The organism is Lysinibacillus sp. ACHW1.5 (assembly GCF_022014815.1).
Classification (GTDB): domain Bacteria; phylum Bacillota; class Bacilli; order Bacillales_A; family Planococcaceae; genus Lysinibacillus; species Lysinibacillus capsici.
On sequence record NZ_CP091777.1, the window covers coordinates 510,266 to 535,868 of the forward strand.

The 25,603-nt window shown below is 38.7% G+C and carries 28 protein-coding genes and 1 riboswitch; of the genes, 21 read left to right on the forward strand and 7 right to left on the reverse strand.

Going from position 1 to position 25,603, the window contains the following annotated elements:
* Positions 1-25 precede the first annotated feature (25 nt).
* Positions 26-856, reverse strand: coding sequence for a bifunctional hydroxymethylpyrimidine kinase/phosphomethylpyrimidine kinase (gene thiD, locus L6W14_RS02375; RefSeq protein WP_131520762.1), 831 nt, complete (start codon positions 854-856; stop codon positions 26-28).
* Between the two features lie 175 nt (positions 857-1,031).
* Here thiD and L6W14_RS02380 point away from each other — a divergent pair, with 175 nt between their 5' ends.
* The 5 genes from L6W14_RS02380 (at position 1,032) to L6W14_RS02400 (ending at position 3,973) form a co-directional block, all read left to right on the forward strand.
* On the forward strand, positions 1,032-1,709 hold the full coding sequence (locus tag L6W14_RS02380; RefSeq protein ID WP_131520763.1) for a uracil-DNA glycosylase: 678 nt from the start codon (positions 1,032-1,034) through the stop codon (positions 1,707-1,709).
* Positions 1,710-1,784: 75 nt separating this feature from the next.
* A complete protein-coding gene (locus tag L6W14_RS02385; RefSeq protein ID WP_048393435.1) occupies positions 1,785-1,961 on the forward strand; it encodes a hypothetical protein in 177 nt (58 codons plus the stop codon).
* Positions 1,961-2,227, forward strand: coding sequence for a YwdI family protein (locus L6W14_RS02390; RefSeq protein ID WP_131520764.1), 267 nt, complete (start codon positions 1,961-1,963; stop codon positions 2,225-2,227). The genes L6W14_RS02385 and L6W14_RS02390 overlap by 1 nt, the downstream gene beginning before the upstream one ends.
* A 26-nt stretch (positions 2,228-2,253) precedes the next feature.
* Positions 2,254-2,634 (forward strand): DUF423 domain-containing protein, encoded by a 381-nt coding sequence (locus L6W14_RS02395; RefSeq protein ID WP_048393440.1) that lies wholly within the window; start codon positions 2,254-2,256, stop codon positions 2,632-2,634.
* Between the two features lie 163 nt (positions 2,635-2,797).
* Positions 2,798-3,973, forward strand: a complete 1,176-nt coding sequence (locus L6W14_RS02400) for an amidohydrolase (protein ID WP_131520765.1) — start codon at positions 2,798-2,800, stop codon at positions 3,971-3,973.
* A gap of 82 nt (positions 3,974-4,055) precedes the next feature.
* On the opposite strand, the gene gerQ is transcribed toward L6W14_RS02400, so the two are convergent.
* Both gerQ and L6W14_RS02410 read right to left on the reverse strand, forming a co-directional pair.
* On the reverse strand, positions 4,056-4,391 hold the full coding sequence (gene gerQ / locus L6W14_RS02405; protein ID WP_004227629.1) for a spore coat protein GerQ: 336 nt from the start codon (positions 4,389-4,391) through the stop codon (positions 4,056-4,058).
* Positions 4,392-4,413: 22 nt separating this feature from the next.
* Positions 4,414-4,839, reverse strand: a complete 426-nt coding sequence (locus L6W14_RS02410) for a cell wall hydrolase (RefSeq protein ID WP_004227631.1) — start codon at positions 4,837-4,839, stop codon at positions 4,414-4,416.
* A 245-nt stretch (positions 4,840-5,084) separates the two neighbouring features.
* On the opposite strand from L6W14_RS02410, the gene L6W14_RS02415 reads away from it, so the two are divergent.
* Positions 5,085-5,255 (forward strand): hypothetical protein, encoded by a 171-nt coding sequence (locus L6W14_RS02415; RefSeq protein ID WP_004227634.1) that lies wholly within the window; start codon positions 5,085-5,087, stop codon positions 5,253-5,255.
* Positions 5,256-5,726: 471 nt separating this feature from the next.
* Here the strand turns inward: L6W14_RS02415 and hemQ are convergent, their stop codons facing one another.
* Entirely contained in the window at positions 5,727-6,476 is a 750-nt protein-coding gene (hemQ, locus tag L6W14_RS02420; RefSeq protein WP_004227638.1) for a hydrogen peroxide-dependent heme synthase, read from the reverse strand.
* A 155-nt stretch (positions 6,477-6,631) separates the two neighbouring features.
* On the opposite strand from hemQ, the gene L6W14_RS02425 reads away from it, so the two are divergent.
* Entirely contained in the window at positions 6,632-7,465 is an 834-nt protein-coding gene (locus L6W14_RS02425) for an octanoyl-[GcvH]:protein N-octanoyltransferase (protein WP_237899234.1), read from the forward strand.
* A gap of 36 nt (positions 7,466-7,501) precedes the next feature.
* Here the strand turns inward: L6W14_RS02425 and L6W14_RS02430 are convergent, their stop codons facing one another.
* Complete coding sequence (locus tag L6W14_RS02430) at positions 7,502-8,152, reverse strand: RsfA family transcriptional regulator (protein WP_004227650.1); 651 nt, start codon at positions 8,150-8,152, stop codon at positions 7,502-7,504.
* Between the two features lie 235 nt (positions 8,153-8,387).
* Here L6W14_RS02430 and L6W14_RS02435 point away from each other — a divergent pair, with 235 nt between their 5' ends.
* Both L6W14_RS02435 and L6W14_RS02440 read left to right on the forward strand, forming a co-directional pair.
* Entirely contained in the window at positions 8,388-8,612 is a 225-nt protein-coding gene (locus L6W14_RS02435; protein WP_004227652.1) for a YuzB family protein, read from the forward strand.
* 201 nt (positions 8,613-8,813) lie between these two features.
* A complete protein-coding gene (locus L6W14_RS02440) occupies positions 8,814-10,121 on the forward strand; it encodes an HD domain-containing protein (RefSeq protein WP_131520767.1) in 1,308 nt (435 codons plus the stop codon).
* 79 nt (positions 10,122-10,200) lie between these two features.
* Here L6W14_RS02440 and L6W14_RS02445 read toward each other — a convergent pair whose 3' ends face one another.
* Positions 10,201-10,386: a 2-hydroxymuconate tautomerase gene (locus L6W14_RS02445; protein WP_004231516.1), complete on the reverse strand. Its 186-nt coding sequence runs from the start codon at positions 10,384-10,386 to the stop codon at positions 10,201-10,203.
* A 166-nt stretch (positions 10,387-10,552) separates the two neighbouring features.
* On the opposite strand from L6W14_RS02445, the gene L6W14_RS02450 reads away from it, so the two are divergent.
* Positions 10,553-11,071, forward strand: coding sequence for a YwhD family protein (locus tag L6W14_RS02450; protein WP_131520768.1), 519 nt, complete (start codon positions 10,553-10,555; stop codon positions 11,069-11,071).
* 354 nt (positions 11,072-11,425) lie between these two features.
* Here L6W14_RS02450 and L6W14_RS02455 read toward each other — a convergent pair whose 3' ends face one another.
* On the reverse strand, positions 11,426-13,480 hold the full coding sequence (locus L6W14_RS02455; protein WP_048393764.1) for a transglycosylase domain-containing protein: 2,055 nt from the start codon (positions 13,478-13,480) through the stop codon (positions 11,426-11,428).
* Positions 13,481-13,780: 300 nt separating this feature from the next.
* Between L6W14_RS02455 and speB the strand changes: the two genes are divergently transcribed.
* From speB to L6W14_RS02510, 11 genes are all read left to right on the forward strand, one after another.
* Complete coding sequence (gene speB, locus L6W14_RS02460; protein WP_004231519.1) at positions 13,781-14,653, forward strand: agmatinase; 873 nt, start codon at positions 13,781-13,783, stop codon at positions 14,651-14,653.
* A gap of 164 nt (positions 14,654-14,817) precedes the next feature.
* Positions 14,818-15,093, forward strand: a complete 276-nt coding sequence (locus L6W14_RS02465; RefSeq protein WP_004231520.1) for a hypothetical protein — start codon at positions 14,818-14,820, stop codon at positions 15,091-15,093.
* Between the two features lie 24 nt (positions 15,094-15,117).
* Positions 15,118-15,750 (forward strand): membrane protein insertase YidC, encoded by a 633-nt coding sequence (gene yidC, locus L6W14_RS02470; protein ID WP_131520769.1) that lies wholly within the window; start codon positions 15,118-15,120, stop codon positions 15,748-15,750.
* Positions 15,751-15,906: 156 nt separating this feature from the next.
* Positions 15,907-16,338, forward strand: a complete 432-nt coding sequence (locus tag L6W14_RS02475; RefSeq protein ID WP_131520770.1) for a YwiB family protein — start codon at positions 15,907-15,909, stop codon at positions 16,336-16,338.
* Complete coding sequence (gene argS / locus L6W14_RS02480) at positions 16,338-18,005, forward strand: arginine--tRNA ligase (protein WP_131520771.1); 1,668 nt, start codon at positions 16,338-16,340, stop codon at positions 18,003-18,005. Before L6W14_RS02475 ends, argS begins: the two co-directional genes overlap by 1 nt.
* Before the next feature lie 232 nt (positions 18,006-18,237).
* Positions 18,238-18,627 (forward strand): MerR family transcriptional regulator, encoded by a 390-nt coding sequence (locus L6W14_RS02485; protein WP_227744927.1) that lies wholly within the window; start codon positions 18,238-18,240, stop codon positions 18,625-18,627.
* The gene (locus L6W14_RS02490; protein WP_131520773.1) at positions 18,620-20,122 is read left to right on the forward strand and encodes a class I adenylate-forming enzyme family protein; all 1,503 of its coding nucleotides are present in this window, start codon (positions 18,620-18,622) and stop codon (positions 20,120-20,122) included. The genes L6W14_RS02485 and L6W14_RS02490 overlap by 8 nt, the downstream gene beginning before the upstream one ends.
* 1 nt (position 20,123) lies before the next feature.
* Positions 20,124-21,791: an acyl-CoA dehydrogenase family protein gene (locus L6W14_RS02495; RefSeq protein WP_131520774.1), complete on the forward strand. Its 1,668-nt coding sequence runs from the start codon at positions 20,124-20,126 to the stop codon at positions 21,789-21,791.
* Between the two features lie 57 nt (positions 21,792-21,848).
* Positions 21,849-22,032, forward strand: a riboswitch (cobalamin riboswitch).
* Positions 22,033-22,168: 136 nt separating this feature from the next.
* Entirely contained in the window at positions 22,169-23,137 is a 969-nt protein-coding gene (locus tag L6W14_RS02500; RefSeq protein WP_237899237.1) for an ABC transporter substrate-binding protein, read from the forward strand.
* On the forward strand, positions 23,134-24,135 hold the full coding sequence (locus L6W14_RS02505; protein ID WP_237899238.1) for a FecCD family ABC transporter permease: 1,002 nt from the start codon (positions 23,134-23,136) through the stop codon (positions 24,133-24,135). Before L6W14_RS02500 ends, L6W14_RS02505 begins: the two co-directional genes overlap by 4 nt.
* Positions 24,132-25,592, forward strand: a complete 1,461-nt coding sequence (locus L6W14_RS02510) for an adenosylcobinamide amidohydrolase (protein WP_237899242.1) — start codon at positions 24,132-24,134, stop codon at positions 25,590-25,592. The genes L6W14_RS02505 and L6W14_RS02510 overlap by 4 nt, the downstream gene beginning before the upstream one ends.
* Positions 25,593-25,603: the final 11 nt, after the last annotated feature.

Genomic DNA, 25,603 nt, shown 5'->3' on the forward strand with positions numbered 1-25,603 from the left:
TGACTTTGAGACATCCCTTTCATCCTTATATTTCTGTTACTGTTACGTGTGGAGCACCAAAGCGAGATTTCGCACCATGCATGACAGGACCTACATATTCATTTAGCGCCCAGCCATGTGCAATAGCTGCGGATACAAACTCTTTTGCTTCAATAACAGAATCTTTAATAGTAAGACCATTCGCAAGGTTCGCTGTGACAGAGGCAGCAAAAGTACAGCCTGCACCGTGGTTATTTGTAGATGGAACTTTTTCAGATTCTAATAAGTAGAATGTTTCACCATCAAAGAATAAGTCTATTGCTTTTTCAGTAGCTAGAGCTTTTCCACCTTTAATGACAACAGCTTTAGCCCCTAGTTCATGGATTTTACGAGCGGCAATCTTCATGTCGTCAATGTTTTTGGGTGTACCTGTGCCAGCTAATTGTCCAGCTTCAAAAAGGTTTGGTGTTGTTACTGCTGCTAGTGGTAAAAGATGCTGAATCATGGCATCTGTGTTACCTGGATTCAGTACTTCATCGTCACCTTTACATACCATAACAGGATCGATGACAATATTTGAAGTCCCTGAATTTGCAATAGCCTTTCCAGCAATACGAATAATTTCTTCTGTGGAGAGCATCCCTGTCTTAATGGCATCAATTCCTGTGGAAAGAGCTGTGTCAATTTGTTTTTGTAGTAAATCGGTTGGCAAAGGTGTGACGTTATGTGTCCAGCCATTAGGGTCCATTGTTACGACAACTGTTAATGCCACCATCCCATATGTACCGTGCTCTTGGAATGTTTTAAGGTCAGCTTGCATTCCTGCACCGCCTGATGTATCTGAACCTGCAATTGTTAATGTTTTTTTTAGAGTCATGTAAAGGATCTCCTTTATCGTTAAGAGTTATAAAATTAACATCTAGTATAGTCCGATTCTGATTCTATAAAAATAGCCAGAATACTATATTTTTATATGGTCAGTTTCAACTGATGCTTGAATTCATCTTTCATTTTTTGTACCGTTGTAAGAAGAGAAAGGGGCTTAAAGAACGATGAAACAAGTATTCCCGAATGATTGGCAAGAAGTACTCAAAGAAGAATTAGAAAAACCATATTATCAAAAACTACGTCAATTTGTCGCAAATGAATATTCGACACAAACTATTTATCCACCAATGAATGATGTGATGAACGCATTTTATACAACAGCATATCATGATGTGAAGGTTGTTATTTTGGGACAAGACCCTTATCATGGGCCTAATCAAGCGCATGGGCTAAGCTTTTCTGTTAAACCAGGTATTCCACATCCTCCTAGCTTACGGAATATGTTTCAAGAGCTACAGGATGATTTAGGCTGTCCAATTCCTCAAAATGGAACGCTAACAAAGTGGGCTGAACAGGGTGTTATGCTATTAAATACGGTTCTTACAGTTCGAGCAGGACAAGCGAATTCCCATAAAGAACAAGGGTGGGAGCAATTTACCGATGCTGTTATCGATCTATTAGCTGCAAGGGAAGAACCACTAATTTTTGTATTGTGGGGCAAACCAGCGCAACGCAAAAAGCAATTAATCCGAAAATATAAAACACCACATGTCATACTCGAAGCGCCACACCCAAGTCCATTAAGTGCTTATCGAGGATTCTTTGGTAGTAAACCTTATTCAAAGATTAACCAACAATTAGTGGAGTGGGGCAAGCAGCCGATTGATTGGTGTTTAGAATAGATTGGCACAAATCGTTTGCTTTATACGCTTTAGCAATCATGTTACATTTAATATAGAAGAAAGTGAGGGACATTGATGAAGGTGAATTGTTTTAAGTGTCAATTTTTTAAAGTAACCTGGGACCCTCAAAACCCACGCGCATGTGCAGCTTATGGCTTTAAAACAAAGCAAATACCATCCGTTGTTGTGAAGCAATCCTCGGGTGTAGATTGTTTAAAATTCGTACCAAAAGTAGAAAGCGGGAGAATGTAATGATTTCTTATCAGGCCGTTATACAGCAACTTGAAAAACAATTATCTAACGCAACAAATGCGGGGAATGATCAGCAAATTCGTGAGGCACTTACAGCCATTCGAGCATTATGTGATGTGGTGTTAGATTCTTCAAGTGATGCACCATCTATCACTCCTCATAAGCATGTACCGCAAATGCTTGTGTCAGAGTCAAAACCATCCACTTTATATACAACAAAGATTGAAGAAGATGGAGCAAATGGTGATTCCATTTTTGATTTTTAATCCATTTTAAAGGTAGGGTAACGAAAATGAAAAGATTTATCGTGACAGGTGCTCTTCATGGCCTATTAGCAGTAGCATTCGGTGCATTTGGTGCACATGCTTTAAAGGAAATTTTAGATGAATATAGTCGAGGTATTTGGGAAACGGCTGTTCAATATCAAATGTTTCACGCTACAGGATTACTAATCATTGGTCTGTTAATGAGCTCTAAACTATTAGGTGAAGTGAAACAATTAAATCTAGCAGGTATTTTCTTTAACCTTGGTATTGTTTTCTTTTCTGGGAGCTTATATGTTCTGGCGATAAGTGGTATTAAAGTATTAGGAGCTATTACACCAATTGGTGGCGTACTATTTTTAGCGGGATGGCTACTTATTATTTTAACTGCTCTCAAGCATGCTCGCTAATTTTAAGCTGACTCTCTTACATTATTTGTAGGGGGGTTTTTCTTTGTTATGAGTCATCTTTCAAAGATAGGGATTTAAATCCTATCCATTTTGTAAGAATTTATAGTACACTACTAATATTACTTGCAATATTTCGAAAATACCAAAAGTGAGGTTACGTAGTATGGAAAAACTATTTACATTACTGGATGCTAACTATAATGAGATGGTAGGGATTCGTCGCCATTTACATGAATACCCTGAATTATCCTTTGAAGAAGTCGAAACGCCATCCTATATAGCTACTTTTCATAGAGAATTGGGTCATGTGGTTCGAGAAGGAGTGGGAGGACGTGGCGTCGTAGCGATATTACGTGGCAGAAAGCCTGGCAAAACGGTGGCATTACGAGCTGACTTTGATGCATTAGCGATACATGAAGAAAATGATGTACCTTACAAATCTAAAATAGCTGGAAAAATGCATGCATGTGGACATGATGGACATACAGCTACATTGCTTGGGCTAGCTAAGGCATTGAATGCGATGAGGGACCAAATTGAAGGCACTATCGTATTTATTCATCAGCATGCAGAGGAAGTGGCGCCAGGTGGAGCTAAGCCAATGATTGAGGATGGTTGTTTAGAAGGAGTAGATGTTATTTTTGGTACACATTTATGGGCACCTACACCATTAGGAGAAATATTAGTGAAAGATGGAGCCATCATGGCTGCCGCGGATAAAGTAGAAATAACGGTTCAAGGAAAGGGTGGTCATGGCGCAGAGCCTCATCATTCTATTGATGCAGTTACCCTAGCCTCCCAATTTGTCGTCAATGCTCAACAGCTTGTTTCAAGACGAATTGACCCATTGAAATCAGCTGTTTTAACAATCGGTCATTTTGAGGCAATTAATCCGTTTAACGTTATAGCTGATCGGGTAGTTTTAGCGGGGACAATTCGTACATTTGAAGAAGAAGTACGCATACAAATGGAGCAAGAGCTAGAAGCAGTATTAAATGCGACTTGTCTGGCATTTGGGGCAAGTTACGAATATCGCTACACAAGGGGTTATCCACCTGTTTATAACCATCAGAGAGAAACTGAGTTTTTGGCACAATTGGCGTCGACTGTACCAGGGGTAGATCAAGTAATAACATGTCCGCCATTTATGATTGGGGAAGATTTTGCGTATTATTTAGAAAAAGTACCAGGCACATTTTTCTTCACAGGAGCTAAAAAGCCAGAATGGGAAACGGCCTATCCGCATCATCATGCACGCTTTGATTTTGATGAACGTGCTATGCTAATTGCAGCAAAAACCTTAGGTAAAGCAACCTTAACGTATTTAAATGAAAATTGAACATAGCGAAGGATAAAAATCCGCATACGCCCATCGACTTTTGGTCAGTGAGTGTATTGCGGATTTTTACTTAGAGATAGAATTATGGATTTTGATTAAAGTAAGCCATTTCCTCATCATACTCTGCAAAATCGAAATAAATCATAGGGAAAAGAAAACGATGATTAGACTTAAGCTCACGAATAATGACATGATCTCGACCAGCTGCTTCTACCACACCCCGAACAGTTTTTGTGTTTTTTCCCTGCTCTACTGCGTGCTCAAAAGAAAAATGGAAGGTAGCTGGTTTTCCACGGTTCAAACGTAAAATATTTTCTATATAGGACTCCTCACGGCCGGGTGGTCGTCCGCTCGGAAGTGTGACTGGGGGAGGAGTCATTTGTTGTTGCGTTGTTGGTGTCCAATAATAAGGCATCATCAATTATCAACCTACTTTCTTTTTAAATTTGAGGACAATCTTGTTCAGTTGGCGAGAAAAAACAATGGGATTTGAACCTGCCAGTATTCCATTGGCCATACCATTGTGCAGGACAATCACCTGCTGGCATGAAAAACCACAAAGAGCGGGTAGCTGGATGAAATCTTTCACCCTGAATCACCCTTTTAGCTAGTCGAATATCTTGATCACGTGCTCGTTGATAAAAATAACCCTTTTGTGTTGCCTCAAAGCCTCCCGGACGCTGATAAACCATTTGTTCAATTGTTCGAATATCACCAAAATCTAAACAATCACCTCTTACACGATTAACGCCAACATTCCCAACCATCAGCATGCCTAACTCTCCTTCGCCTTCTGCTTCGGCACGCATTAGTCTTGCGAGTAGGGCTGTCTGTGCATCATTCGTCTTAATAACAGCGATTTTCATACCTCCTCGCAGACAGTATATGCATGAAGGTATAGTAGTCATGTTCAATTTTGTTAAGAAAGACAATCACATATTAAAGTTACTATGCATATAGTAGTAATAACGACAAGTACGTAGAAAATACTTCAAATCCTGCAAGTCCCGATAGTTTTTATAGCAAAAAGGGTAAATAGAAAAAAATAGATTTAGGGGAACGTGAGATCAATGAATTGCATGTGTATCTAATACATGTGAGGTGATGGCTTATGGAAATTGGCGTTTGGTTTGGGATCTTATTAAGTGCAGTGCTGGCATTTTTATTAGGGGAGTTTTATGGACAGCCGCTCCATTGGTATCTCTTTATTGTTATAATAGTGATTGGTTTTTTTATTCAAACGGTCATCTTAATTTTAAAAGTAAAGAACGAGAGCTCTTAATGAAGTATGTAGAAGAAACGTGTTAGGGGGGAAGAAAGTGTCATCGCTAAAAGATGGCACTTTTTTATATTGTGAGTATAAATTTGCTAGTATGGAAAGCAAAGCATTAGCAAAAATGACTTTACAATGCTTGTTTTAGCTGCTATTCAATAAGACATAATTATTCTTACCTAGTAAGTATATTAAAAATATAGCGTGACATACTAAAAATGACTTTATTTTTGCTTTTATGAAGGAGCGTTTCCATGCGTATTTTTAGTATGTTTGTAGCAATCATCATCAGCGCTTTTCTGGCAGTTGGAATAGCAGAATATTATCATCAACCATATAATTGGTATTTAGTTTTTCTTATGATTCTAACTGGGATTTTTATTCATATTATTATTTTAATATTCGAATCCGAGAATGCAGAAGAAAACGAAATTTAAAAATGCGAGTCCGTCAATATGGACTCGCATTTTTAATTAGATTTTAAACAGTTAAGAATTTAACCAATTTATCTTTATCCAGAAGGTTTCCGACGAAAAATTCCCCGAACTCGCCATAGCGTGCTGACACTTCGTCAAAGCGCATTTCATATACTAATTTTTTGAATTGCAGTACGTCATCAGCAAATAAAGTTACGCCCCATTCGTGATCATCGAAGCCTACAGAGCCAGTGATAATTTGTTTTACTTTACCAGCATAGCCGCGACCAATCATTCCATGTGAACGCATTAATGATTTACGCTCATCCATTGATAGCATGTACCAGTTGTCGTTTCCTTGACGGCGTTTATCCATTGGATAGAAGCATACATATTTAGCGCGCGGAAGTTCAGGATATAGACGCGCACGTACATGCGGATTTTGGTAAGGATCTTCATTTGACTCGCCAGCTAAATAGTTTGAAAGCTCTACAACAGATACATAAGAATATGTAGGAATTGTAAAATCTGCAATAGCTAATTTATTGAATTCTGCTTCAAGCTCTTGTAACTCATCCATTGTTTCACGCAATGTCATAATCATAAAGTCAGCTTTTTGACCAACAATTGCATAGAAAGCATGAGCACCTGTTTTAGCTACGTCTGCTTCGTTCAGTTTTTCTAAATAAGCAATAAATTCCTCTACTGCTGCTTGACGTTCCTCAGCAGAAACAAGTTTCCAAGATGCCCAATCAATTGAGCGGAAATCATGTAAAGCGTACCAACCATCTAACGTAATTGCTGCTTCATTCATTATTGAAAACACTCCTTTATAAGTGAATACCATTCAAAAATAGTTTATCATAGTTTGTACAAAATCCCTAAGTTCATGATAGTAATTCACGAATTTGACACCATCTTAAGATCATGTATTCTAAAGAGAAGAGATGTAATAAGAGGAGTACCAATATGAAACATATTTTACAACAGCCAATTTGGCGTTATTATGATCAATCCATTAGTGCGAAGCAAAGATCACCGCTTGAATCTTTTGCGACGGACGATACATTGTGCCAATTAGTCGGCCAATTGATGTCCCCGCCAACAATTCGTACATGGGTTCATGAGGCATCTGTTGTGCTAGGTATTCAAGACCATCGTTTACCTTATGTTCAGCAAGGTATGGAATTACTAGAATCTAGAGGCTATCATCCTATTGTTCGTAATTCTGGTGGACTAGCGGTTGTGCTAGATGAAGGGATTCTTAATATTTCCATTGTATTGTCTGAACAAAAAGAGTCGCTCAGTATAAATGATGGCTATGATGTAATGGTGGACCTTGTGAAGGGGTTGTTCCCAGAAATAGCTGAAAAAATTGAGGCTTATGAAATAGTGGGCTCTTATTGCCCAGGTTCGTATGATTTAAGTATTGATGGGAAAAAATTTGCAGGTATTTCACAAAGACGCTTACGTCAAGGGGTAGCAGTGCAAATTTATTTATGTATTGAGGGGAGTGGCTCGCAACGCGCGGCACTTATCCGTGACTTTTATGAAGCAAGCTTGCAACAAGAGGAAACAAAATTCGCTTACCCTCAAATCGTGCCTGAAGTCATGGCTTCGCTATCAGAGCTTATAGACCCTCATTTAACAGTAGAAGCAGTTGTTATTCGTCTACAGCAACTACTTAATCAGTGGGCCGAGGAAGTACGTCCACAGTCCTTTTATGACGAAGAATTAACGTTGTATGGTTTTTATTTACAGCGCGTTTTTGAGCGCAACACCAAAATGCTTGAACGTAAGTAAGTTGGTTGATTATATGAAACAGAAAAAGCGATGCGGCTAATTTAGCGCATCGCCATTTTCTGGTTGATAAATAGAACTGCTAGTGACAAGATTTCCGTTCTTCTCCATTTTAAAAACAGGTGCAATTCGCTCTTCCTCTTCATCAAGCGTAACAAGACGTCTAGCACGATTCATAATTTGAACAAATTGCTCGTAATCTTTGCGAATCGCTCGATTTTCCTCTTCTAGTTTTGTAATGGTTTTCTCTAGTTTTTTATTTTTCTCAGATGTTACATGTACAAGTTGTCGCCATTTTGAAGATTCATTTCCTACTTCACCAGAATGCTGTAAACGTAGTAAATAAGCTATGACAATATCAAGAGAAAGGGCAGATAGCGGAATTGATTTTCCTTCTGCAGCACTATTATTTACGGTAAACATACTAGAAGCACGGCGTCTTGCTGGCGCTCCTAACACTCGCATTCTCTCTTTTCTTTCCTTTTTAGCTTCTGCTAATTGTTCCTCGTATTCTTTACGAACAACGGCATTCCAACGAAAACCGCATGCTGCCGCAGTACGATTTAATGCATCGCCCGCTTCCTCAAAGGCATTAAGCTGTGTGCTTCCTTCTGTTACATGACGGATTACAGCCTCTGCTAGTAATTCATCGTTTTCTTTTAACCAAGCATCTTGTCTTACTTTACTCATATTAAAATCCTCCCACCTTTATCTGGAACTTGTTATTTAAGACTAGCATGACCAATCTTTTAACCTTTTATTCATCTATGTAGAAGGAATTATGCTTGAATAGAAGGGGAAAAGTACGATACAATACCCGATGTAGGTTTGTGCACATGCTGCATACTTAAATATGTGAAGGTCATGTGTGCAATAGAGCGAGATTATGTTTGAAAAATACTATATAGAAAGGGTTGTTGACAAAATGGCAAACGAATTTAAAGTTTGCGATGAATGTCAGGCCGTTAACTTAAAGACGTTAATTCCAAAATTAAAGGAAATCGATCCTGATGCAACCATCGAAATTGGCTGTCATTCTTACTGTGGTCCAGGACGCAAAAAGACTTTTACCTTTGTAAATAGCCGACCTGTTGCTGCATTAACAGAAGATGAACTAATGGAAAAGGTTTTAGCAAAATTAAAAAAGTAAAACTAAAAGCTATCTCTACTTGGGGGATAGTTTTTGTTTTGCTTTTTTATATGTTGAGAAATTAGACCAATATAAATATAAAAATAATGATTAAGGTAATTGAAATAGGTTGTTAATATCTATAGAAAAATGGCAATAAGTATGCTAGTCCAAGATTTATCGCATATAATAGAACTATAACAAAATGGGGGTGCTATCAAAATGACATATGCAAACGCTAAATTAGAAGAAGAAAAGGTATTTAAAGATCCAGTACACCGTTATGTGCATGTTCGAGATCAAGTGATATGGGATTTAGTGGGTACAAGAGAATTTCAGCGTTTACGTAGAATTCGTCAACTAGGTACCACATTTTTAGTATTTCATGGAGCAGAACATAGCCGCTTTAGTCATTCTTTGGGGGTTTACGAAATTGTACGTCGCATAGTAGATGATATCTTTGTAGGGCGTCCAGATTGGGATGAAAGTGAAAGATTATTAGTGTTATGTGCAGCCCTTTTACATGATTTAGGTCATGGCCCATTTTCCCATGCCTTTGAAAATGTATTTGAGCTTGATCATGAATATTTTACAAGGCAAATTTTGCTGGGAGATACGGAAGTAAATGCGATCTTAAAAAAAGTGGCAGCTGATTTTCCTGAAAAGGTATCCCAAGTAATTGAAAAGACATATCCAAATAAGCAAGTAATTAGTTTAATTTCGAGCCAAATTGATGCAGATCGTATGGATTACTTACAACGTGATGCTTATTTTACAGGTGTAAGCTACGGTCATTTTGATATGGAACGGATTTTAAGAGTAATGCGTCCAAGAAAAAACCAAGTAGTCATCAAAGCAACAGGCATGCATGCGGTGGAAGACTATATAATGAGTCGCTATCAAATGTACTTACAAATTTATTTCCATCCTGTTTCACGAAGTGCAGAGGTAATTTTAAATAATATATTAAAAAGAGTAAAACAATTAAGCTTAGCGGGCTATACATTTAAGCATGAGCCTACTCATTTCCTAGCATTTTTCCGAAATGTTATTACATTAGAGGATTATCTTGCGTTAGACGAGAGTATACTTTTTACATATTTTCAGTTATGGATGCAAGAGGAGGATGCCATTCTAAGTGATCTAAGCCGTCGCTTTGTGAATCGTAAGCTATTTCAATACATTGATTTAGACCCGGGAGTAGAGCTCAATAAATATCAAAAACTCCAAGAGCTTTTCAAAAAGGCAGGATTAGACCCCGATTATTATCTTATACATGATACAACAGCAGATCTGCCATATGATTTTTACAGACCAGGAGAGGAAGAAGTGCGTGTACCAATTTTTTTAGAAATGAAAAATGGTGAGCTACGGGAGCTTTCACGTGAATCCATTATTGTGGATGCTATCTCAGGGCGTATGAAACGAGATCATAAAATCTATTTCCCATTAGATTTCTTAGAGGACGATTCTTCACATCCAACGATCAAACAGCAAATACTAATGATGTTAGGTAAAGATGAAAAATAAGTTGTGTCTGACAATATTACTCCCATGAAATCTTATAAAATAGGGTAGAGCGCTCTCTTGTGCTCTACCCATCTTACTATTATTTGTCGCTAAAACGAACGCCTGCAACGCCGTAATGGTTTTTAGACATTTCTTCAATAAAAACTGTTACATTTTCTGCAGGTGCATTAACGGTGCGAGATACTGCTTCTGTTACTTCTTTTACAAGAGCACGTTTTTGTTCCTCTGTACGACCTTCAAGCATTTTCACTGTTACGTATGGCATAATATTGCCTCCTTTATAGAATAATGTTGTATAGTTAGTTTATAAGAAAGTATAAACTTCTTACTTGCGTTGAGGCATATACGCAATGGTGAAAATAGTGATTGTTTCGACAAAATATGCGTGGATATGCTTTCCTTTATAATAGCAGAATGGAGGATATTTAAGTATGACAAATGAAGAAAAACCAAAACAAAAAATGGGTTTTACCATTATAAAAAATGATCCAACAGATGGACATAAAGGATTTGGTATCGGTTCACTTTCATTAGAGAATGTATCGCCTGTAATAGTGGATGTAGAAGAGGGGACAGCTTCTGTTGAAATTGGTGCCATGCATGCAAGAAGTGACGTAGAGCGTGGTATTAAATTTACAATGGACCGTGCTGATTCAGAGGGTGGAAAACCGTATTGGCTAGTATGGGTGACTATCGATCATAAAGAGGATGGGCCATATTATGCAGGTGTAACGGCTTGTGAAATGGTCGTTAATCGCGAAAAGCGTCGTGGTTATAAAATTTTAGCTGACCATGTAAACAAAATGGATAAATCTATGAAACGTCATATTATTGTAGAGCATATGGATGCACCCTCTAAAAAAGTGTTAGCTTCTTTCCTTAAGCAACTTAATCCAGAATTGTGGGAACGTAGTGAGGAGCAATTGCGTCAAGACTTATTTGTCGAATAGACTCGTAATGATTGAACAATCTGTGACATTTTGCAATCGCTTTCGATATTAGGTTGAAAGTGTGTTTGAAACAAAGTACACTTGAGGCAGAGCTTACATTTTAGTAAGCTAGGACACTTGGTATCGCGAATGTGATGAGCGCTATGCGGCATTTGAACAACCCAAACCCAAGCCAAATGCCCCATGATGCTCATACTTCGCGGACCATAAAAAAGAAAAGCTTTCTGTTCCCACGGACACGTCTCCGGGGAAGAGAAAGCTTTTCTTATTTTTCGTATATCAGTTACTTTGTCGAGAGCCTTCATTGCTTAAAACGTATTAGGTTTAAAAAGGTTTCCGACATTACTTTGTTTTTTAGTCCTTAAATATAGAGAACGGTAGCATATTCCAAAATTCTCCCCATGTATTACTGTCGAGAATATCGAAGTTTGTACATTTTTCAGTTGGTACATCCTTCGACTCTACATAGACTAGACGCTGTTTAGGACAAGCGTCAGTCGCTAATTTACCTGTTTCAATATCAATGACAACGCCCTCTACACCTTTAGGTTTTTTGAAATCCTCATTTTTTGTACCTTTGTTGACAGTTTCCATAAAGTCAATCCAGATTTGCTTTGTGGCAGCAGTATCTTCCTTCGTGGTAAGGTTTTTACCCTGATCATAGCCATTCCATACACCAGCAGTTAGTTTTGGTGTAAAACCAATTAACCATTGATCACTATTCGTAGAACCTGATTTAGCAGCATATGTGTGTGTCATACGTGAACGAATACTGATTCCTGTAGCGGGTGAATAGTCACTGAAAACCGGATCAAAAATACCTGTCATCATTTCTGTTAAGATGTATGCATTTTCTTTAGAAATGGCTGTTTCAGCTTTGCTTGCTACATCTTTGTTTTCATAGATAACATCTCCATGTGCATTTTTAATGGATACAATGGTTGTTGGTGTTGTTTGCTGTCCTTGCGACGCCAAAATATTATATGCATTTGTCATCTCGTATAATGTCGTTTCAATCGTTCCCAGTGCAATGGATAAATTATCCTTCGCGCCAATTCCTACATTAAAACGGTTTGCCATATCATGAAACTCTTTGAAGCCAATGTCCTCTAAGGTTTTTACTGCGTAAATATTATCTGAGATAGCAATAGCTTGTGCCATCGTCATATCATGATCTGCAAATTGACCGTTGACGTTTTTAGGTGCATAAGTGCCACGTCCATTATCATAAGTAAAAGTTGTTTCACCAACATCTAAAAAAGTTAGTGGCGTGTAACCATTTTCTAGCGCCGCTGCATATAAGATCGGCTTAATTGTAGAGCCTGGTTGACGTTTAGCTTGTGTAACTCGGTTAAATGAGCTTACTGAATAATCACGACCACCGACTAGCGCGGTGACAGCTCCTGTTTTAGATTCCATACTTACAAACGCAGATTGCAGATCATTGGCAGGCATATTTTTGGCTACTGCTTCTTCAGCTGCTTTTTGATGCTCCAGATTAAGCGTTGTTTGAATCGTCCAGCCACCTTCACTAATATCAAGGTTTTTGGATTTTAAGATTTCACTGGCTTCTTGCCAAGCCACATCCAGGAAATAAGGGGCAACAGATTTGGTTGCAACCCAGCTATCATTTTTTAAGACGAGCTGTTCATTTTCAGCGCGCGTTTTTTCTTCTTGTGTAATGGCTCCTTGGTCAGCCATAAGTTTTAAAATAACATGTTGACGATTGGTAGCCTTATCTAAATTGGCAATTGGTGAGTAAATACTTGGTCCTTTTGGTACGCCTGTTAGCATTGCTGCTTCAGCAAGCGTTAAATCACTGGCAGATTTTCCGAAATAAAAACGACTGGCAGCTTCTACTCCATACATGCCATGACCGTAATACACAGTATTTAAATAGCCCTCTAGTATTTCGTCCTTGTCATAAAAAACTTCTAATCTATAAGCATATAGGGCTTCGTTTAATTTACGTGTCCAAGACTTTTCATGGGAAAGATAAAGGTTACGAGCATATTGTTGCGTAATGGTACTAGCGCCTTGAACCTTGCCGCCAGCCTTAATGTCCACTAAAATGGCACCAGCAATACGTGAATAGTCGAAACCGCCATGTTGATAGAAATCTTTATCTTCAACAGCAACAACTGCTTCCTTTAAGTAAGGTGACATCTCATCGAGACCGACCCAATATCGTCGTTGATTTGTAAAGTGATCCCCAATTTGGTTCTCATTTTCATCTAAGAAAATAGAAGCCTTTGGTACGGTTAAAGGCGGTGCACCAGCCACTTGAACATAGATGCGGAGTGCGACAAACGCTACGACAATTGCAGATGTAAAGGCCACAAATAACGTAAGGCTTTTGCGTGTGCGCTTTACACGTTGTTGCTTTCGATGATAGCTTTTTCGTTTCATCCGACTTCACCTCGTTTTCTCACAACTTCGAACTTAGCTTTAGTATGTGTTCGAACATTCATCTTTAATCGAAATTCTAACTAAAAACTATTGCACTTTATTCAAAAACATCTATACTTTTTTTGTACTACTTGAAATGCTGGCATTCGACAAAAAATCGCACCTTGTAGATTTTAATCGAAATTTGCTAGACGTTCCAATAATGTATACGAGGATAAAAGGATACAGGTTTCATTACAATCCTGTAAGCCATAATAGAAGAAGACGAAAAATGATGATTAATTATATGGAGGGCTAGCAATGAGATTTGATGAAGCTTATTCAGGAAATGTTTTTATAAAAAGTCATCCTACATATGACGATGCACAGGCAGTAATTTATGGCATGCCAATGGATTGGACAGTAAGTTACCGTCCAGGATCACGTTTCGGTCCACAGCGCATCCGTGAGGTATCCATTGGTCTTGAAGAGTACAGTCCCTATCTAGATCGTGAGCTTGAGGAAGTAAAGTACTTTGATGCAGGAGATATTCCACTACCATTCGGTAATGCACAGCGTTCTTTAGATGAAATTGAGAAATTTATAGAGAAATTATTAGCGGATGGCAAGATTCCTGTCGGCATGGGTGGCGAGCATCTAGTGTCTTGGCCAGTAATGAAGGCTGTATCAGCTAAATATGATGACCTTGCTATTATTCACTTTGATGCACATACGGATTTACGTGTGGAATATGAGGGAGAGCCACTTTCGCACTCTACCCCAATCCGTAAAATTGCGGAACATATAGGACCTAAAAATGTCTATTCATTTGGAATTCGTTCCGGTATGAAAGAGGAATTTGAATGGGCAAAGGAAAACGGCATGCACATTTCAAAATTTGAAGTACTTGAACCGTTAAAAGAGGTCCTACCAACACTAGCTGGACGCAATGTGTATGTAACAATTGATATCGATGTTTTAGATCCAGCACACGCACCAGGCACTGGTACAGTAGACTGTGGTGGTATTACTTCGAAAGAATTACTCGCTTCCATCCATGCTATTGCAGCAAGTGGTGTAAATGTAGTAGGTTTCGACCTAGTTGAAGTAGCACCGATCTACGATTCTTCAGAAATGACAGCAAACACAGCTTCAAAATTATTACGTGAAATGATTTTAGGCTGGGTAAAATAAATAAGATTGGTTGAATGGGGTTTAGCTATGAGCTAGCCCCATTTTATATTTTTGAAATGAAGAATGAACCTTAGCATAAAATTGAAACTTATTTTACTTTGAAGCGTAAATAAGTTAGGTAAAATGTATGTTTCTTCAATTTTAATAAAGGGAGGAGGAGTATTATGATTTGGTCACTTCTCATGAATGATTTATTTATTTTTGTCAGTACAATGGAATACTTTTGGCTATTAGCATCTTTGGTTTTAACTGTATTAAGTGTTCATTTGCATCTGTATCTCGTCAATAAAATAACCGTTCAAGATGTGAAGGACGAGGAGTTTGAAGTTGACTATACTATCACGAATACTTGGACTCCACCTATGCTAACGTGGTTTGTACTGTGTATTAGAATGTCCGAAGACAATGAGGAAGAAAGTGTATCTCCTAGTTTGATTTAAACTTTAAAACTAGGAGGACAACCATTGTTAACATTTTTAGCACAACCTATTATTAACCTCATTCATTTCATCCATTCTTTTACAGGTAGCTACGCACTTAGTGTCATTGGCATTACGATTGCAGTCAGATTAATTCTTATGCCGTTATTTATTCGTTCAGCAAAGCACCAAAAGCACTCAAAAGAATTAATGACGACCATTAAGCCTGAATTAGATGTGCTTACAGACAAATATAAGAAAAGTCAAAGCGAATCTGAAAAAAGAATGGTACAGCAACAAATCCAAGAGCTAACTTCAGATTCATTGAAAAGCTCTTTACTAGGTTGTTTACCAATCATTATTCAATTACCGATATTATTTTCACTGTACTACGCAATTAAGCTAGATTCAGTGATTGCCAGTGAAAATTTCCTTTGGATGAATTTAGGGACGATTGATATTGGGATTTCGATGATTGCTTGTTTGATTTATTTCATTCAAAGTTGTATAGCCCTAGAGAAAAGTCAACCTTTAAATATGAAGATAATGGTATTTATTAATCCAATCATGATCCTCATTTTTAGTCTGTTCAACCCAGCGATTATCCCGATCTATTGGACTGTCAGTGCTTTATTGTTAATAGTTCAACAATTGATTATAAAAAAATGGTATAGATAAAATAAAAACCTTTCTTTCCGTTATTGGGAGGAGAGGGTTTTTATTTTCTCGAATAAACTTGTTGAGGCGCTTTACATCACTTCTATCTTGAAAAACCATAAGTATTCATCCTATAATAAAAAGGTTATAGTAAAAGACTAAAAAGGGGCATCCGTTATGGCGAACGAAGTAAGATCGCAAGTGAACATAAAGCTCATTTCTACTATTCGTCCAAGTGATGGGGAGTCCGAAAGTTATGAAATGTGGCTCAAAGGGCAGCTACTTGAAAAGGCAGGAAGCTTGTATTTGAAATATGATGAGGTGCAGGAGGATAAAACCGTCCGCACAACGATGAAGTTAGGTCATGAGAAGGCACTAATTATGCGTGCTGGAGCGGTTAATATGCGATTACCGCTGAACATAATCGAACAACAAAAAGGGCATTATGAAAGTGAGTTCGGTTCTATGCCCCTCGTGATTGATACGAAAAATATGACGTTTACAAAACTGGCAACAAGCGGAGATTTCCATGTACAGTACGATTTACTAATGGGTGGGCAATCCGTTGGCAACTATACATTAGATATTACATTTACGGAGGTACAATGATGAACGCAGTAGAACAAGTACAACAGGCTATTAAAACAGCGATCGTGCAGGCTGTTGAAAAAGCTGGTCTCGTTGAGGCTGGCACAGAATTATCGATTCACCTAGAAACACCAAAGGATAAAGCAAATGGTGACTATGCAACAAACATTGCGATGCAATTAACGAAGTTAGCTAAAAAGCCACCACGTGCTATCGCCGAAGCTATTTTAGAAAATCTTGATACAACAGGCACAGATATTGAAAAGATTGATATTGCTGGCCCAGGCTTCATGAATATCACAGTGCGTAAAGATTTCCTAACAGAGGTAGTGACACAGGTGCTTGAGCAAGGTAAGGACTATGGCCGCTCAAATGCTGGCGCTGGGGAAAAGATTCAAGTAGAGTTCGTTTCAGCAAATCCTACTGGAGATCTTCACCTAGGACATGCTCGTGGCGCTTCTGTTGGTGATTCCTTATGTAATGTGTTGGATATGGCTGGTTACAGTGTCTCTCGTGAATATTATATTAATGATGCAGGCAATCAAATTAATAACTTAGCTTATTCATTAGAAGCGCGTTATAAACAAGCATTAGGAATGGAAGCTGAAATGCCAGAAGACGGCTATCATGGGCAAGATATTATTGATATTGCAGGTAAATTAGCAAAAGAGCATGGTGATGCAATTTTAGCAAAATCAGATGATGAGCGTTTTGCCTTCTTCCGTCAGCACGGTTTAGCTTTAGAATTAGATAAATTAAAAACAGACCTAGCAAACTTCCGTGTAAATTTTGATGTCTGGTATTCTGAAACGTCACTATATGAAAACGGGAAAATCGAAGTAGCTTTAGATAAATTAAAAGCTAATGGACATGTGTTTGAAGAGGATGGTGCTACTTGGTTCCGCTCTACAACATTTGGTGATGATAAAGATCGTGTGCTAATTAAAAATGATGGGTCATTCACATATTTAACACCAGATATTGCTTACCACGAAGACAAAATTGTCCGTGGCTTCGATAAATTAATCAATATTTGGGGAGCTGATCATCACGGATATATTCCACGTATGAAAGCAGCGATTCAAGCACTTGGTTATGATCGAGATACGTTAGAAGTGGAAGTTATTCAAATGGTTCAGCTTTACAAAAACGGTGAAAAATTTAAGATGTCTAAGCGTACAGGGAATGCAGTAACAATGCGTGAGCTTGTAGAAGAGGTTGGCCTTGACGCAGTTCGTTACTTCTTTGTAAAAACAGCTGGCGATTCTCATATGGACTTTGATCTTGACCTTGCAGTATCACAATCTAATGAAAACCCTGTGTACTATGCACAATATGCACATGCACGTATTTCATCTATTTTACGTTCAGCAAATGAACAAGGCTTTGCTGCTACAACAGAACATCTCAATTTGTTAACAGCAGAAAAGGAAATTGATTTACTGAAAAAGATTGGTGATTTTCCGAAAGTGGTAGCGGAAGCAGCGAAACACCGCACACCGCACCGTATTGCAAACTATATTCAAGAAACAGCAGCTGCATTCCACAGCTTCTACAATGCAGAAAAAGTATTAGATGCTTCAAACAAAGAGTTAACAGAGGCTCGTTTAGCATTAATTACGGCTGTCCGCACAACAATTGCGAACGCACTACGCTTAATCGGCGTATCTGCACCTGAAAAAATGTAATTAAACTTTAGGCTCCTAACATGAAAAGTGTTAGGGGCTTTTTTTAATGGATAGAAGGCTGAAGATGAGAGATAAAGTTCCGAATGTGTTGGATAGAAGGTCAAAAGAAACGAATAAACCGTGGGAAATTAGCTGTCCCAAACTTTATTTTTCTGTTAATTCCGAAAATTTTGTTGAAGTTTACGTTAACGTCAATGGTATACTGTTGCCAATTAGGAAAGGGGAGATGGTTTTGAAGACGATTCAGGAGGTAGCAAAGGAGTTTAATGTGTCTACGCGGACAATTCGTTATTATGAGGAACTTGGACTTCTTTGCCCCCATCGTTCATCTACCAACCAACGAATCTTTTCAAAAAAAGAATTAGCGAAACTCAAGCTTATTTTCAGAGGCAAGCGGTACGGATTTTCGTTGGAGGAAATCAAAGAGATGGTTTTACTATTTGATTTTGATCGCTCAGGAATTCAGCAATTAGAGCGAACGGTTGAATACGGGGAACAAAAAATTCAAGAGATTGACAGTAAAATAGCTGAGCTGACGCAGATGAAGCGTGAGTTACAACAAATGCATGGCATGTTTAGCGAAAAATTAGCGACTTTAAAGGGAGAGATGCAAGATGAATAGTTCCAATTTATTAGCACGTAATGCCCGTAAGTATTCGAAAAATGAAGCCGTTATTTGTCATGGCAGAAGAGTAACCTACCAAGATTTAGATAGGCAGGTGACACGTTTTAGTCATGCTTTACTAGAGCAGGGAGTAAAGCAGGGGGATAAGGTTTTAATTTTTATGCCAAACGTTTTAGAGTTTGTTGTCTGTTACTTTGCTATTCAGCGTATTGGAGCGATCGTTGTGCCAGTCAATGCAAAGTTTACATTGCAAGAAGTAGAGTACGTGGCGCAGCATGCCGAAGCGAAGGCAATTGTCGTACATGAGGTTATTTTTGCAGTAGTTGAACAGCTAGCTGGTATTCCGTTGAAAATTAAAACAGGTCAAGAAAAAGTGGGATGGTATCAGTATGAATCAATGCTTCAAAATGCAAGTACACAAACGATTGATTGTCAGTTACAAGAGGATGACCCTTCCACGATTTTATATACATCTGGCACGACAGGAAAACCAAAGGGTGTGTTATTTAGCTACCGTAATATTTTAACAGTGGCGCAAATGATAGCTGTTGAAATGGAGGTAAAGCCTGAGAGCCGTATTTTGCTTATGATGCCATTAACACACTCTGCACCATTACATTTATTTTTAATGGCGGGTGTATTGGTAGGCTCAACAAATGTATTAACACCAACTTTTACACCCGATTTATTCATTGATTCCATTGAAAAGGAGAAAACAACACATTTCTTTGGAGCACCTGTTGCTTATTTATTAACGGCACAGCTGCCAAGGCTACATTCGGCAGATTTGTCTTCTATGAAATGGTGGGTCTATGGTGGAGCACCGTTATCTCAAAGTGAGGTTCGATTCATTCAGCAGGCATTCCGCACAAATAATTTGACTTGTGTATATGGATTAACAGAGGCAGGTCCAAGTGGTTCATTATTATTTGGCAAGGAGCATGAAGCAAAGGCAGGAAGTATTGGCCAGCGGGCGCCACTTGGTACAGAGTTGCGTATTGTGAATGACAGTGGAGAAGATGTAAATGTAGGCGAAGTGGGGGAAATTGTCTTATTAGGTGAGGGTAACATGCTTGGCTACTATAAGGATGAAGTAGCAACTAATGAAGCCTTTATTGACGGTTGGTTAAAAACAGGGGATCTAGCTCGCAAGGATAAAGATGGTTTTATTTGGATTGTAGATCGTAAAAAGGATGTCATTATTTCGGGTGGTGTCAATATTTATCCGAAAGAAATTGAAGATTGTTTATTGAGTTTTGAAGGGATATTCGAGGTTGCAGTAATTGGTGTACCACATCCGCAATGGGGGGAAACTGTAAAGGCTGTGTATTGTGCTAAACAAGATATTGATGAGGAAGCTTTGAAAGCTTATTTAGAGGAACATCTTGCAAAGTTTAAAATACCACGTATTTTTGAAAAAGTGGAAGCGCTCCCACGCAATGCATCAGGCAAAATATTAAAACAAAATTTGAAGGGGCAAGAGGTGAGATAGCATGAAAGTATTACAACAAGAAGCAATGCGTACTACGAACTTTTTTACGGAAGATGACACGCTTCAAAAAATAGTAGAAATGATGTTAGATAAAGAGTTTTTATCCTATGCCCAACGAGAGTTAACAGATTTTGGTGAGCTATGTGCAGGTGATATTGATGCGAGGGCAAAACATACAGATCGACAGGGTGAGCCTCGCCTTCAAAGATATGATGCCTATGGTGAAGAGATATCGGAGGTTTGGGTTAATGATGGCTATAAAAAAACGATTGAAGAGACATATAATACTGGGATTGTAGGCTATGTACACAAGCATATTCCGCAGCTAGGCCACAAGGGGAATTATGTTTATAGCTTTGCACAAGGTTATTTGCTATCCCATGCAGAACCTGGTTTTTATTGTCCCGTAACATTGACGATGGCTACTGCCTATCTATTAGATCATTATGCAGATGAAGAGGTAAAGCAGCGTTTTTTACCACATGTTTGTGCAACAGGTGACACAGATTTATATGAAGGTGCGACCTTTTTAACAGAACGTCAAGGAGGCTCTGACGTCGGTGCAAATGTGGTGGAGGCGAGAAAGGATGGCACTGCGTATCGTCTATATGGTGAAAAATACTTTGCATCCAATGCGGGCATGTGTGGTGTAGCGATGGTATTGGCACGACTAGAAAGTGCACCAGCAGGTTCCAAAGGCTTAACGTTGTTTGCAGTTCCTTGGCGTAAAGAAGATGGAACAACAAATCATCTACGTATTCGCCGACTGAAAGATAAGCTAGGCGTTCGGGCAGTTCCCTCTGGTGAGGTAGAATTTGATGGTGCTCTTGCCTACGTTGTAGGGGAGCAAAATAAAGGGATTTATTATATGCTAGAAGCACTAAATCTCTCCAGAATTTGTAATGCAGTCGCTTCAATTGGTATTATGCGTCGCGGCTTCTTAGAGGCGAAACATTATGTAAGCAATCGACATGCATTTGGCAAGCCCTTAACACAATACCCTATGATTCAGGATACTTTAGGGAAATTTGCAGCTAAGTTGCACGTGGAAGTAGCGACAGTTTTTGATCTTATTCAATTATACGATAAAGTGACAAGTGGACAGGGCACACAGCAAGATCTTATTATGAATCGTTTATATATTGCCATTATGAAAAAGGAAACGGCAGAGCAAGCTGTTCACTATGCTAGTGAGGCAATTGAATTACATGGAGGTAATGGCTATATAGAAGACTTTGTAACGCCTCGCTTATTAAGAGATGCGCAAGTATTGACGGTGTGGGAGGGGACGGCTAATATTTTGGCCTTGGAACTCATTCGTTTAGTAGATAAGTTTCATGCCCATGAACTGTTTGTACAGGAGATGGAGGAACGATTAGACAAATTAGCTAACAGTTCATTAGTACAAATTGTTAAAGAACAATTGGCGAATATGTCTGTGAAACTCCAAATTTTTAGCGCTTTAGACGAAGCAACGAAAACTTTTGAAGCAAAAGGTGTGGCGGAAAAAATGGCGCACCTTTATGAAAGTGTCATAGCGGTTGAGTGGGCACATAAATTTGGTGGGAAATATGAAAAACTAGCGGACATTTATTTAGAGCAGACATGGTCATTAAGAGAAATGGGTGCACAAATGAAAACAGTTCAATACTTTTCTGAAATTGTATAATGGCCGGGGAGTCGTCTTGAATGGAGGCGACTTCTTTCATTTTCATGTATAATGAAATCAACTGAATATTATAAAGGTTCTTTACTTAAGTAAAGTGAAAAGGGAAATCGGTGTAATTCCGATGCGGTCCCGCCACTGTAAGTGTGAGTTTTTTCAAATGATGCCACTGAAGATTTCGGGAAGGCTTGAAAAATCGCAAGTAGCACTAGCCAGGAGACCTGCCTTTATAACGACATGACAACCTACGAGGATAGGGTGGTGGATTTTGTATCAGTTTTTTTGGTGCGATTTTGCCCCCTCATCGATCAAAGATGAGGGGTTTTATTTTGATGTAGAATAAAGCGAAATGTCGCACGGATCAACGAAGGAGGATTCACATGAAGAAATTTTGGAAAATAGGATTATCAGCATTTTTAGCAGTAGGCTTGCTAGCTGCTTGTGGGCAGGAAGCAAAAGATAACAAGCCATCTAACGAGCAGCAAACACAGCAAGAAACAGCCCAGGTGGATGAAGCAACATTCCCAATGACGATAACAGATGCCCTTGGTAAGGACATTACACTTGAAGCACCTCCTGAGAAAATTATTTCACTTATTCCGAGTAATACGGAAATCCTTTTTGGACTAGGTTTAAATGATGAAATAGTTGGTGTTACGGACAACGACGATTATCCGCCAGAGGCAGCTGAGAAGGATAAGGTTGGCGGTATGGAATACGATATTGAAAAAATTATTGCTTTAAAACCAGATATCGTTTTTTCACACGAATCTAGCATGTCTCTTTCAGAAGAGGCTATTGCACAGCTTGAATCAGCAGGTTTGAAAGTATTTGTTGTAAAAAATGCACAAGACTTTAATGAAACATATACAACAATTGAGCAACTGGGACGTGCTACAGGGAAATTACCAGAGGCAGAAAAAATTGTCGCGAATATGAAGGCAAAAGTAGAAGAAGTTTTGTCTAAAGTCAAGGATGTTGAACCCAAAAAAGTGTTAGTTGAAGCATCAGATGAGCCAGATATTTATACAGCTGGCAATGGTACATTTATGAACGCGATGCTTGAAATGATTAATGCAGAGAATGTAGCTGTAGATGGCGATAATTGGTATAAAATTGATGCAGAACAAATTATCGCAAAAAATCCAGATGTCATCGTGGTGACATATCATTATGTACCAGATATTTTAACGAAAATACCAAAACGTGCGGGCTTTGATACGATTAATGCCGTAAAAAATAATGCGATTGTGCAGGTAGATGAAAGTACGACAAGTCGTCAAGGGCCACGTTTAGCTGAAGGTCTAGAAGAATTAGCAAAAGCAATCTATCCTGAGGTATTTAAGTGAAAAACATAGCACTAGCCTATACATTAACATGTACGCTTCTTCTTATTAGCATCTGGTGTGGCGTAGCGATAGGCTCGGTTCATATTCCATTAGAAGTATTGTGGAATAAGGCGGTTGATGAAACAGCCGCCAATATCTTTTGGAAAATTCGTTTGCCTCGCGTGTTATTAGCGGGACTAGTAGGCGCATCTCTAGCTATTGCTGGAGCAGCTTTCCAAGGTTTATTAAAAAATCCATTAGCAGATCCATATACACTAGGGGTTTCATCAGGGGCTTCTGTTGGTGCTGTTTTAACGATCTTTTTTAGTATTTCTATACCTGTTGTCGGTTTGTATGCGCTGCCAACCTTTAGTATGATTGGTGCTATCATTACGATGGTAGTTGTTATGAGCTTTGCTAGACTCGTAGACCGCTCATTAAAAATGGAAACGTTGATATTAACAGGTGTTATTTTTAGTTCATTTTTAGGTTCCCTCATTTCATTAATGATTGCCTTATCTGGTGAAGAATTACGTCAGGTAATAGGCTGGCTACTTGGTTCTGTTTCGATGCGTGGTTGGCCATATGTCCAAATGATCATTCCATTTGTGATTGTAGGTTCAATAATGCTATGGACACAAAGACGAGAATTAAATGTCTTGTTGTATGGTGAAGAGCGAGCAAAACATTTAGGTGTTAATGTAAAGCGTAGTAAATATTTGATATTAGCAGGTGGCTCCATGCTAACTGGAGCAGCTGTAGCAGTTTCTGGCACAATTGGCTTTGTAGGATTAGTGGTGCCGCATATGACAAGGATGATTTGGGGTTCTGATCATCGCCACTTATTACCATTATCTTTTTTCAATGGTGCAACATTACTCATTATTTGCGACTTAGTAGCACGAACAATCATTGTGCCAAGAGAGCTACCAATTGGTGTCATTACGGCATTTATTGGAGCACCTGTTTTCTCCTATATTTTTTATAAGCAGCGAAGAAGCAAGGGGGTACGGGCATGATTGTTGTTGAACATCTATCAGGTGGCTATGAAGATGTACCAATCGTCAGGGACATTAGTTTTACTGTTGAAAAAGGAAAAATTCTTGGCATTCTAGGGCCGAATGGTAGCGGGAAATCCACATTATTAAAAGTAATGAGTGGTATTTTACCAGCTACTGCTGGAACCGTTTCGATTGATGGACAAAATATTCTTTCTTATCATGCTCGTGCTTTGGCAAAAAAAATGGCTGTATTACCACAGCTTCATGCAAATGCTTTCTCGAACAGTGTGAGAGAGGCAGTTTCACTGGGGCGCTACCCGCATCAAACAGGCTTTTTCTCGAGTTGGTCTGCACAAGATGAGAAGGCAGTTCAACATGCAATGCTTCAAACAGGTGTAAAGCGATATGAGCATACACCGATGGAATTTTTATCTGGCGGTGAACAACAAAGAGTTTTTGTTGCACAGGCATTAGCTCAAACAGCTGAAATCTTACTGCTGGATGAACCAACGAACCATCTTGATATTGCACACCAACGTCAAATTTTAGATATGGTTCGGAAGGAAGCCATGGAGTGTGGTTTAACAGTCGTTATGGTACTACACGATATGAATTTAGCCTCTCTTTATTGTGATGAATTATTGCTGATGGAAAGCGGACAAATGAGAGCACTTGGTGCACCACATGAAGTATTAATTGCCTCCCAAATTGAAGAAGTTTATCAAGCACGGGTGACTACATATGCTCACCCTGAAATACCAAAACCTCAAATTACAATGATGCCCGCAGCTACAGACTATCAGCAGCGAGCTGTCATCAAAAAAGAGCACTTTACGATAACTGAACAATATATCCAACTTCAATCAGAGCTTCCTCTGAAGACCGTATCTTCTGCAGTTCATAACCCAGGTATTGGCTGGCATAATTGCTTATTAAATCGCTCAGTTCCTGGTGATTATGTCATTAGCGATGTGAAACGAGAAGTTAAAGAATTTTTGAAAAGGGAAAATTTTTCATCTACAAATACTGTTGTTATGCTAACAGCAGTACCAACAGCTCTAGTGGCCATCAATGAATTTTCTGCACCTTTTGGCAGTATAATCGTAGCTGTAACAGCTGGCGTAGGCAATGCAGTTGATGTATCTCGAGTACACGAAAGACAAGATGAACCATATATTGGTACTATTAATACATGGGTTATCGTTAATGGTTGTTTATCGGAAGAGGCATTTTTTCAGGCATTGATGACAGCAACTGAGGCAAAAACAAAGGCGTTGCAATCAGAAAATATTCGTGATGAGCGGAGTGGAACAATTGCAACAGGTACTGCTACAGATAGTCTGTTAATTGCTGCAACTCAAAAAGGAGTAGAAATGCTGTATGGTGGCCCAATTACGGAAGTTGGTAAAATGATTGCAAAGGGTGTCTATGAAACAACAGTTCAGGCGATTAGGAATTATAAAAACCATTTTTAGGAGATGAGAGA

Bases quoted from the DNA above. Each gene is read 5' to 3' on its own strand.
- thiD (WP_131520762.1), bottom strand. From the start codon at position 856: ATGACTCTAAAAAAAACATTAACAATTGCAGGTTCAGATACATCAGGC.
- L6W14_RS02380 (WP_131520763.1), top strand. From the start codon at position 1,032: ATGAAACAAGTATTCCCGAATGATTGGCAAGAAGTACTCAAAGAAGAA.
- L6W14_RS02385 (WP_048393435.1), top strand. From the start codon at position 1,785: ATGAAGGTGAATTGTTTTAAGTGTCAATTTTTTAAAGTAACCTGGGAC.
- L6W14_RS02390 (WP_131520764.1), top strand. From the start codon at position 1,961: ATGATTTCTTATCAGGCCGTTATACAGCAACTTGAAAAACAATTATCT.
- L6W14_RS02395 (WP_048393440.1), top strand. From the start codon at position 2,254: ATGAAAAGATTTATCGTGACAGGTGCTCTTCATGGCCTATTAGCAGTA.
- L6W14_RS02400 (WP_131520765.1), top strand. From the start codon at position 2,798: ATGGAAAAACTATTTACATTACTGGATGCTAACTATAATGAGATGGTA.
- gerQ (WP_004227629.1), bottom strand. From the start codon at position 4,391: ATGATGCCTTATTATTGGACACCAACAACGCAACAACAAATGACTCCT.
- L6W14_RS02410 (WP_004227631.1), bottom strand. From the start codon at position 4,839: ATGAAAATCGCTGTTATTAAGACGAATGATGCACAGACAGCCCTACTC.
- L6W14_RS02415 (WP_004227634.1), top strand. From the start codon at position 5,085: ATGGAAATTGGCGTTTGGTTTGGGATCTTATTAAGTGCAGTGCTGGCA.
- hemQ (WP_004227638.1), bottom strand. From the start codon at position 6,476: ATGAATGAAGCAGCAATTACGTTAGATGGTTGGTACGCTTTACATGAT.
- L6W14_RS02425 (WP_237899234.1), top strand. From the start codon at position 6,632: ATGAAACATATTTTACAACAGCCAATTTGGCGTTATTATGATCAATCC.
- L6W14_RS02430 (WP_004227650.1), bottom strand. From the start codon at position 8,152: ATGAGTAAAGTAAGACAAGATGCTTGGTTAAAAGAAAACGATGAATTA.
- L6W14_RS02435 (WP_004227652.1), top strand. From the start codon at position 8,388: ATGGCAAACGAATTTAAAGTTTGCGATGAATGTCAGGCCGTTAACTTA.
- L6W14_RS02440 (WP_131520767.1), top strand. From the start codon at position 8,814: ATGACATATGCAAACGCTAAATTAGAAGAAGAAAAGGTATTTAAAGAT.
- L6W14_RS02445 (WP_004231516.1), bottom strand. From the start codon at position 10,386: ATGCCATACGTAACAGTGAAAATGCTTGAAGGTCGTACAGAGGAACAA.
- L6W14_RS02450 (WP_131520768.1), top strand. From the start codon at position 10,553: ATGACAAATGAAGAAAAACCAAAACAAAAAATGGGTTTTACCATTATA.
- L6W14_RS02455 (WP_048393764.1), bottom strand. From the start codon at position 13,480: ATGAAACGAAAAAGCTATCATCGAAAGCAACAACGTGTAAAGCGCACA.
- speB (WP_004231519.1), top strand. From the start codon at position 13,781: ATGAGATTTGATGAAGCTTATTCAGGAAATGTTTTTATAAAAAGTCAT.
- L6W14_RS02465 (WP_004231520.1), top strand. From the start codon at position 14,818: ATGATTTGGTCACTTCTCATGAATGATTTATTTATTTTTGTCAGTACA.
- L6W14_RS02475 (WP_131520770.1), top strand. From the start codon at position 15,907: ATGGCGAACGAAGTAAGATCGCAAGTGAACATAAAGCTCATTTCTACT.
- argS (WP_131520771.1), top strand. From the start codon at position 16,338: ATGAACGCAGTAGAACAAGTACAACAGGCTATTAAAACAGCGATCGTG.
- L6W14_RS02490 (WP_131520773.1), top strand. From the start codon at position 18,620: ATGAATAGTTCCAATTTATTAGCACGTAATGCCCGTAAGTATTCGAAA.
- L6W14_RS02495 (WP_131520774.1), top strand. From the start codon at position 20,124: ATGAAAGTATTACAACAAGAAGCAATGCGTACTACGAACTTTTTTACG.
- L6W14_RS02500 (WP_237899237.1), top strand. From the start codon at position 22,169: ATGAAGAAATTTTGGAAAATAGGATTATCAGCATTTTTAGCAGTAGGC.
- L6W14_RS02510 (WP_237899242.1), top strand. From the start codon at position 24,132: ATGATTGTTGTTGAACATCTATCAGGTGGCTATGAAGATGTACCAATC.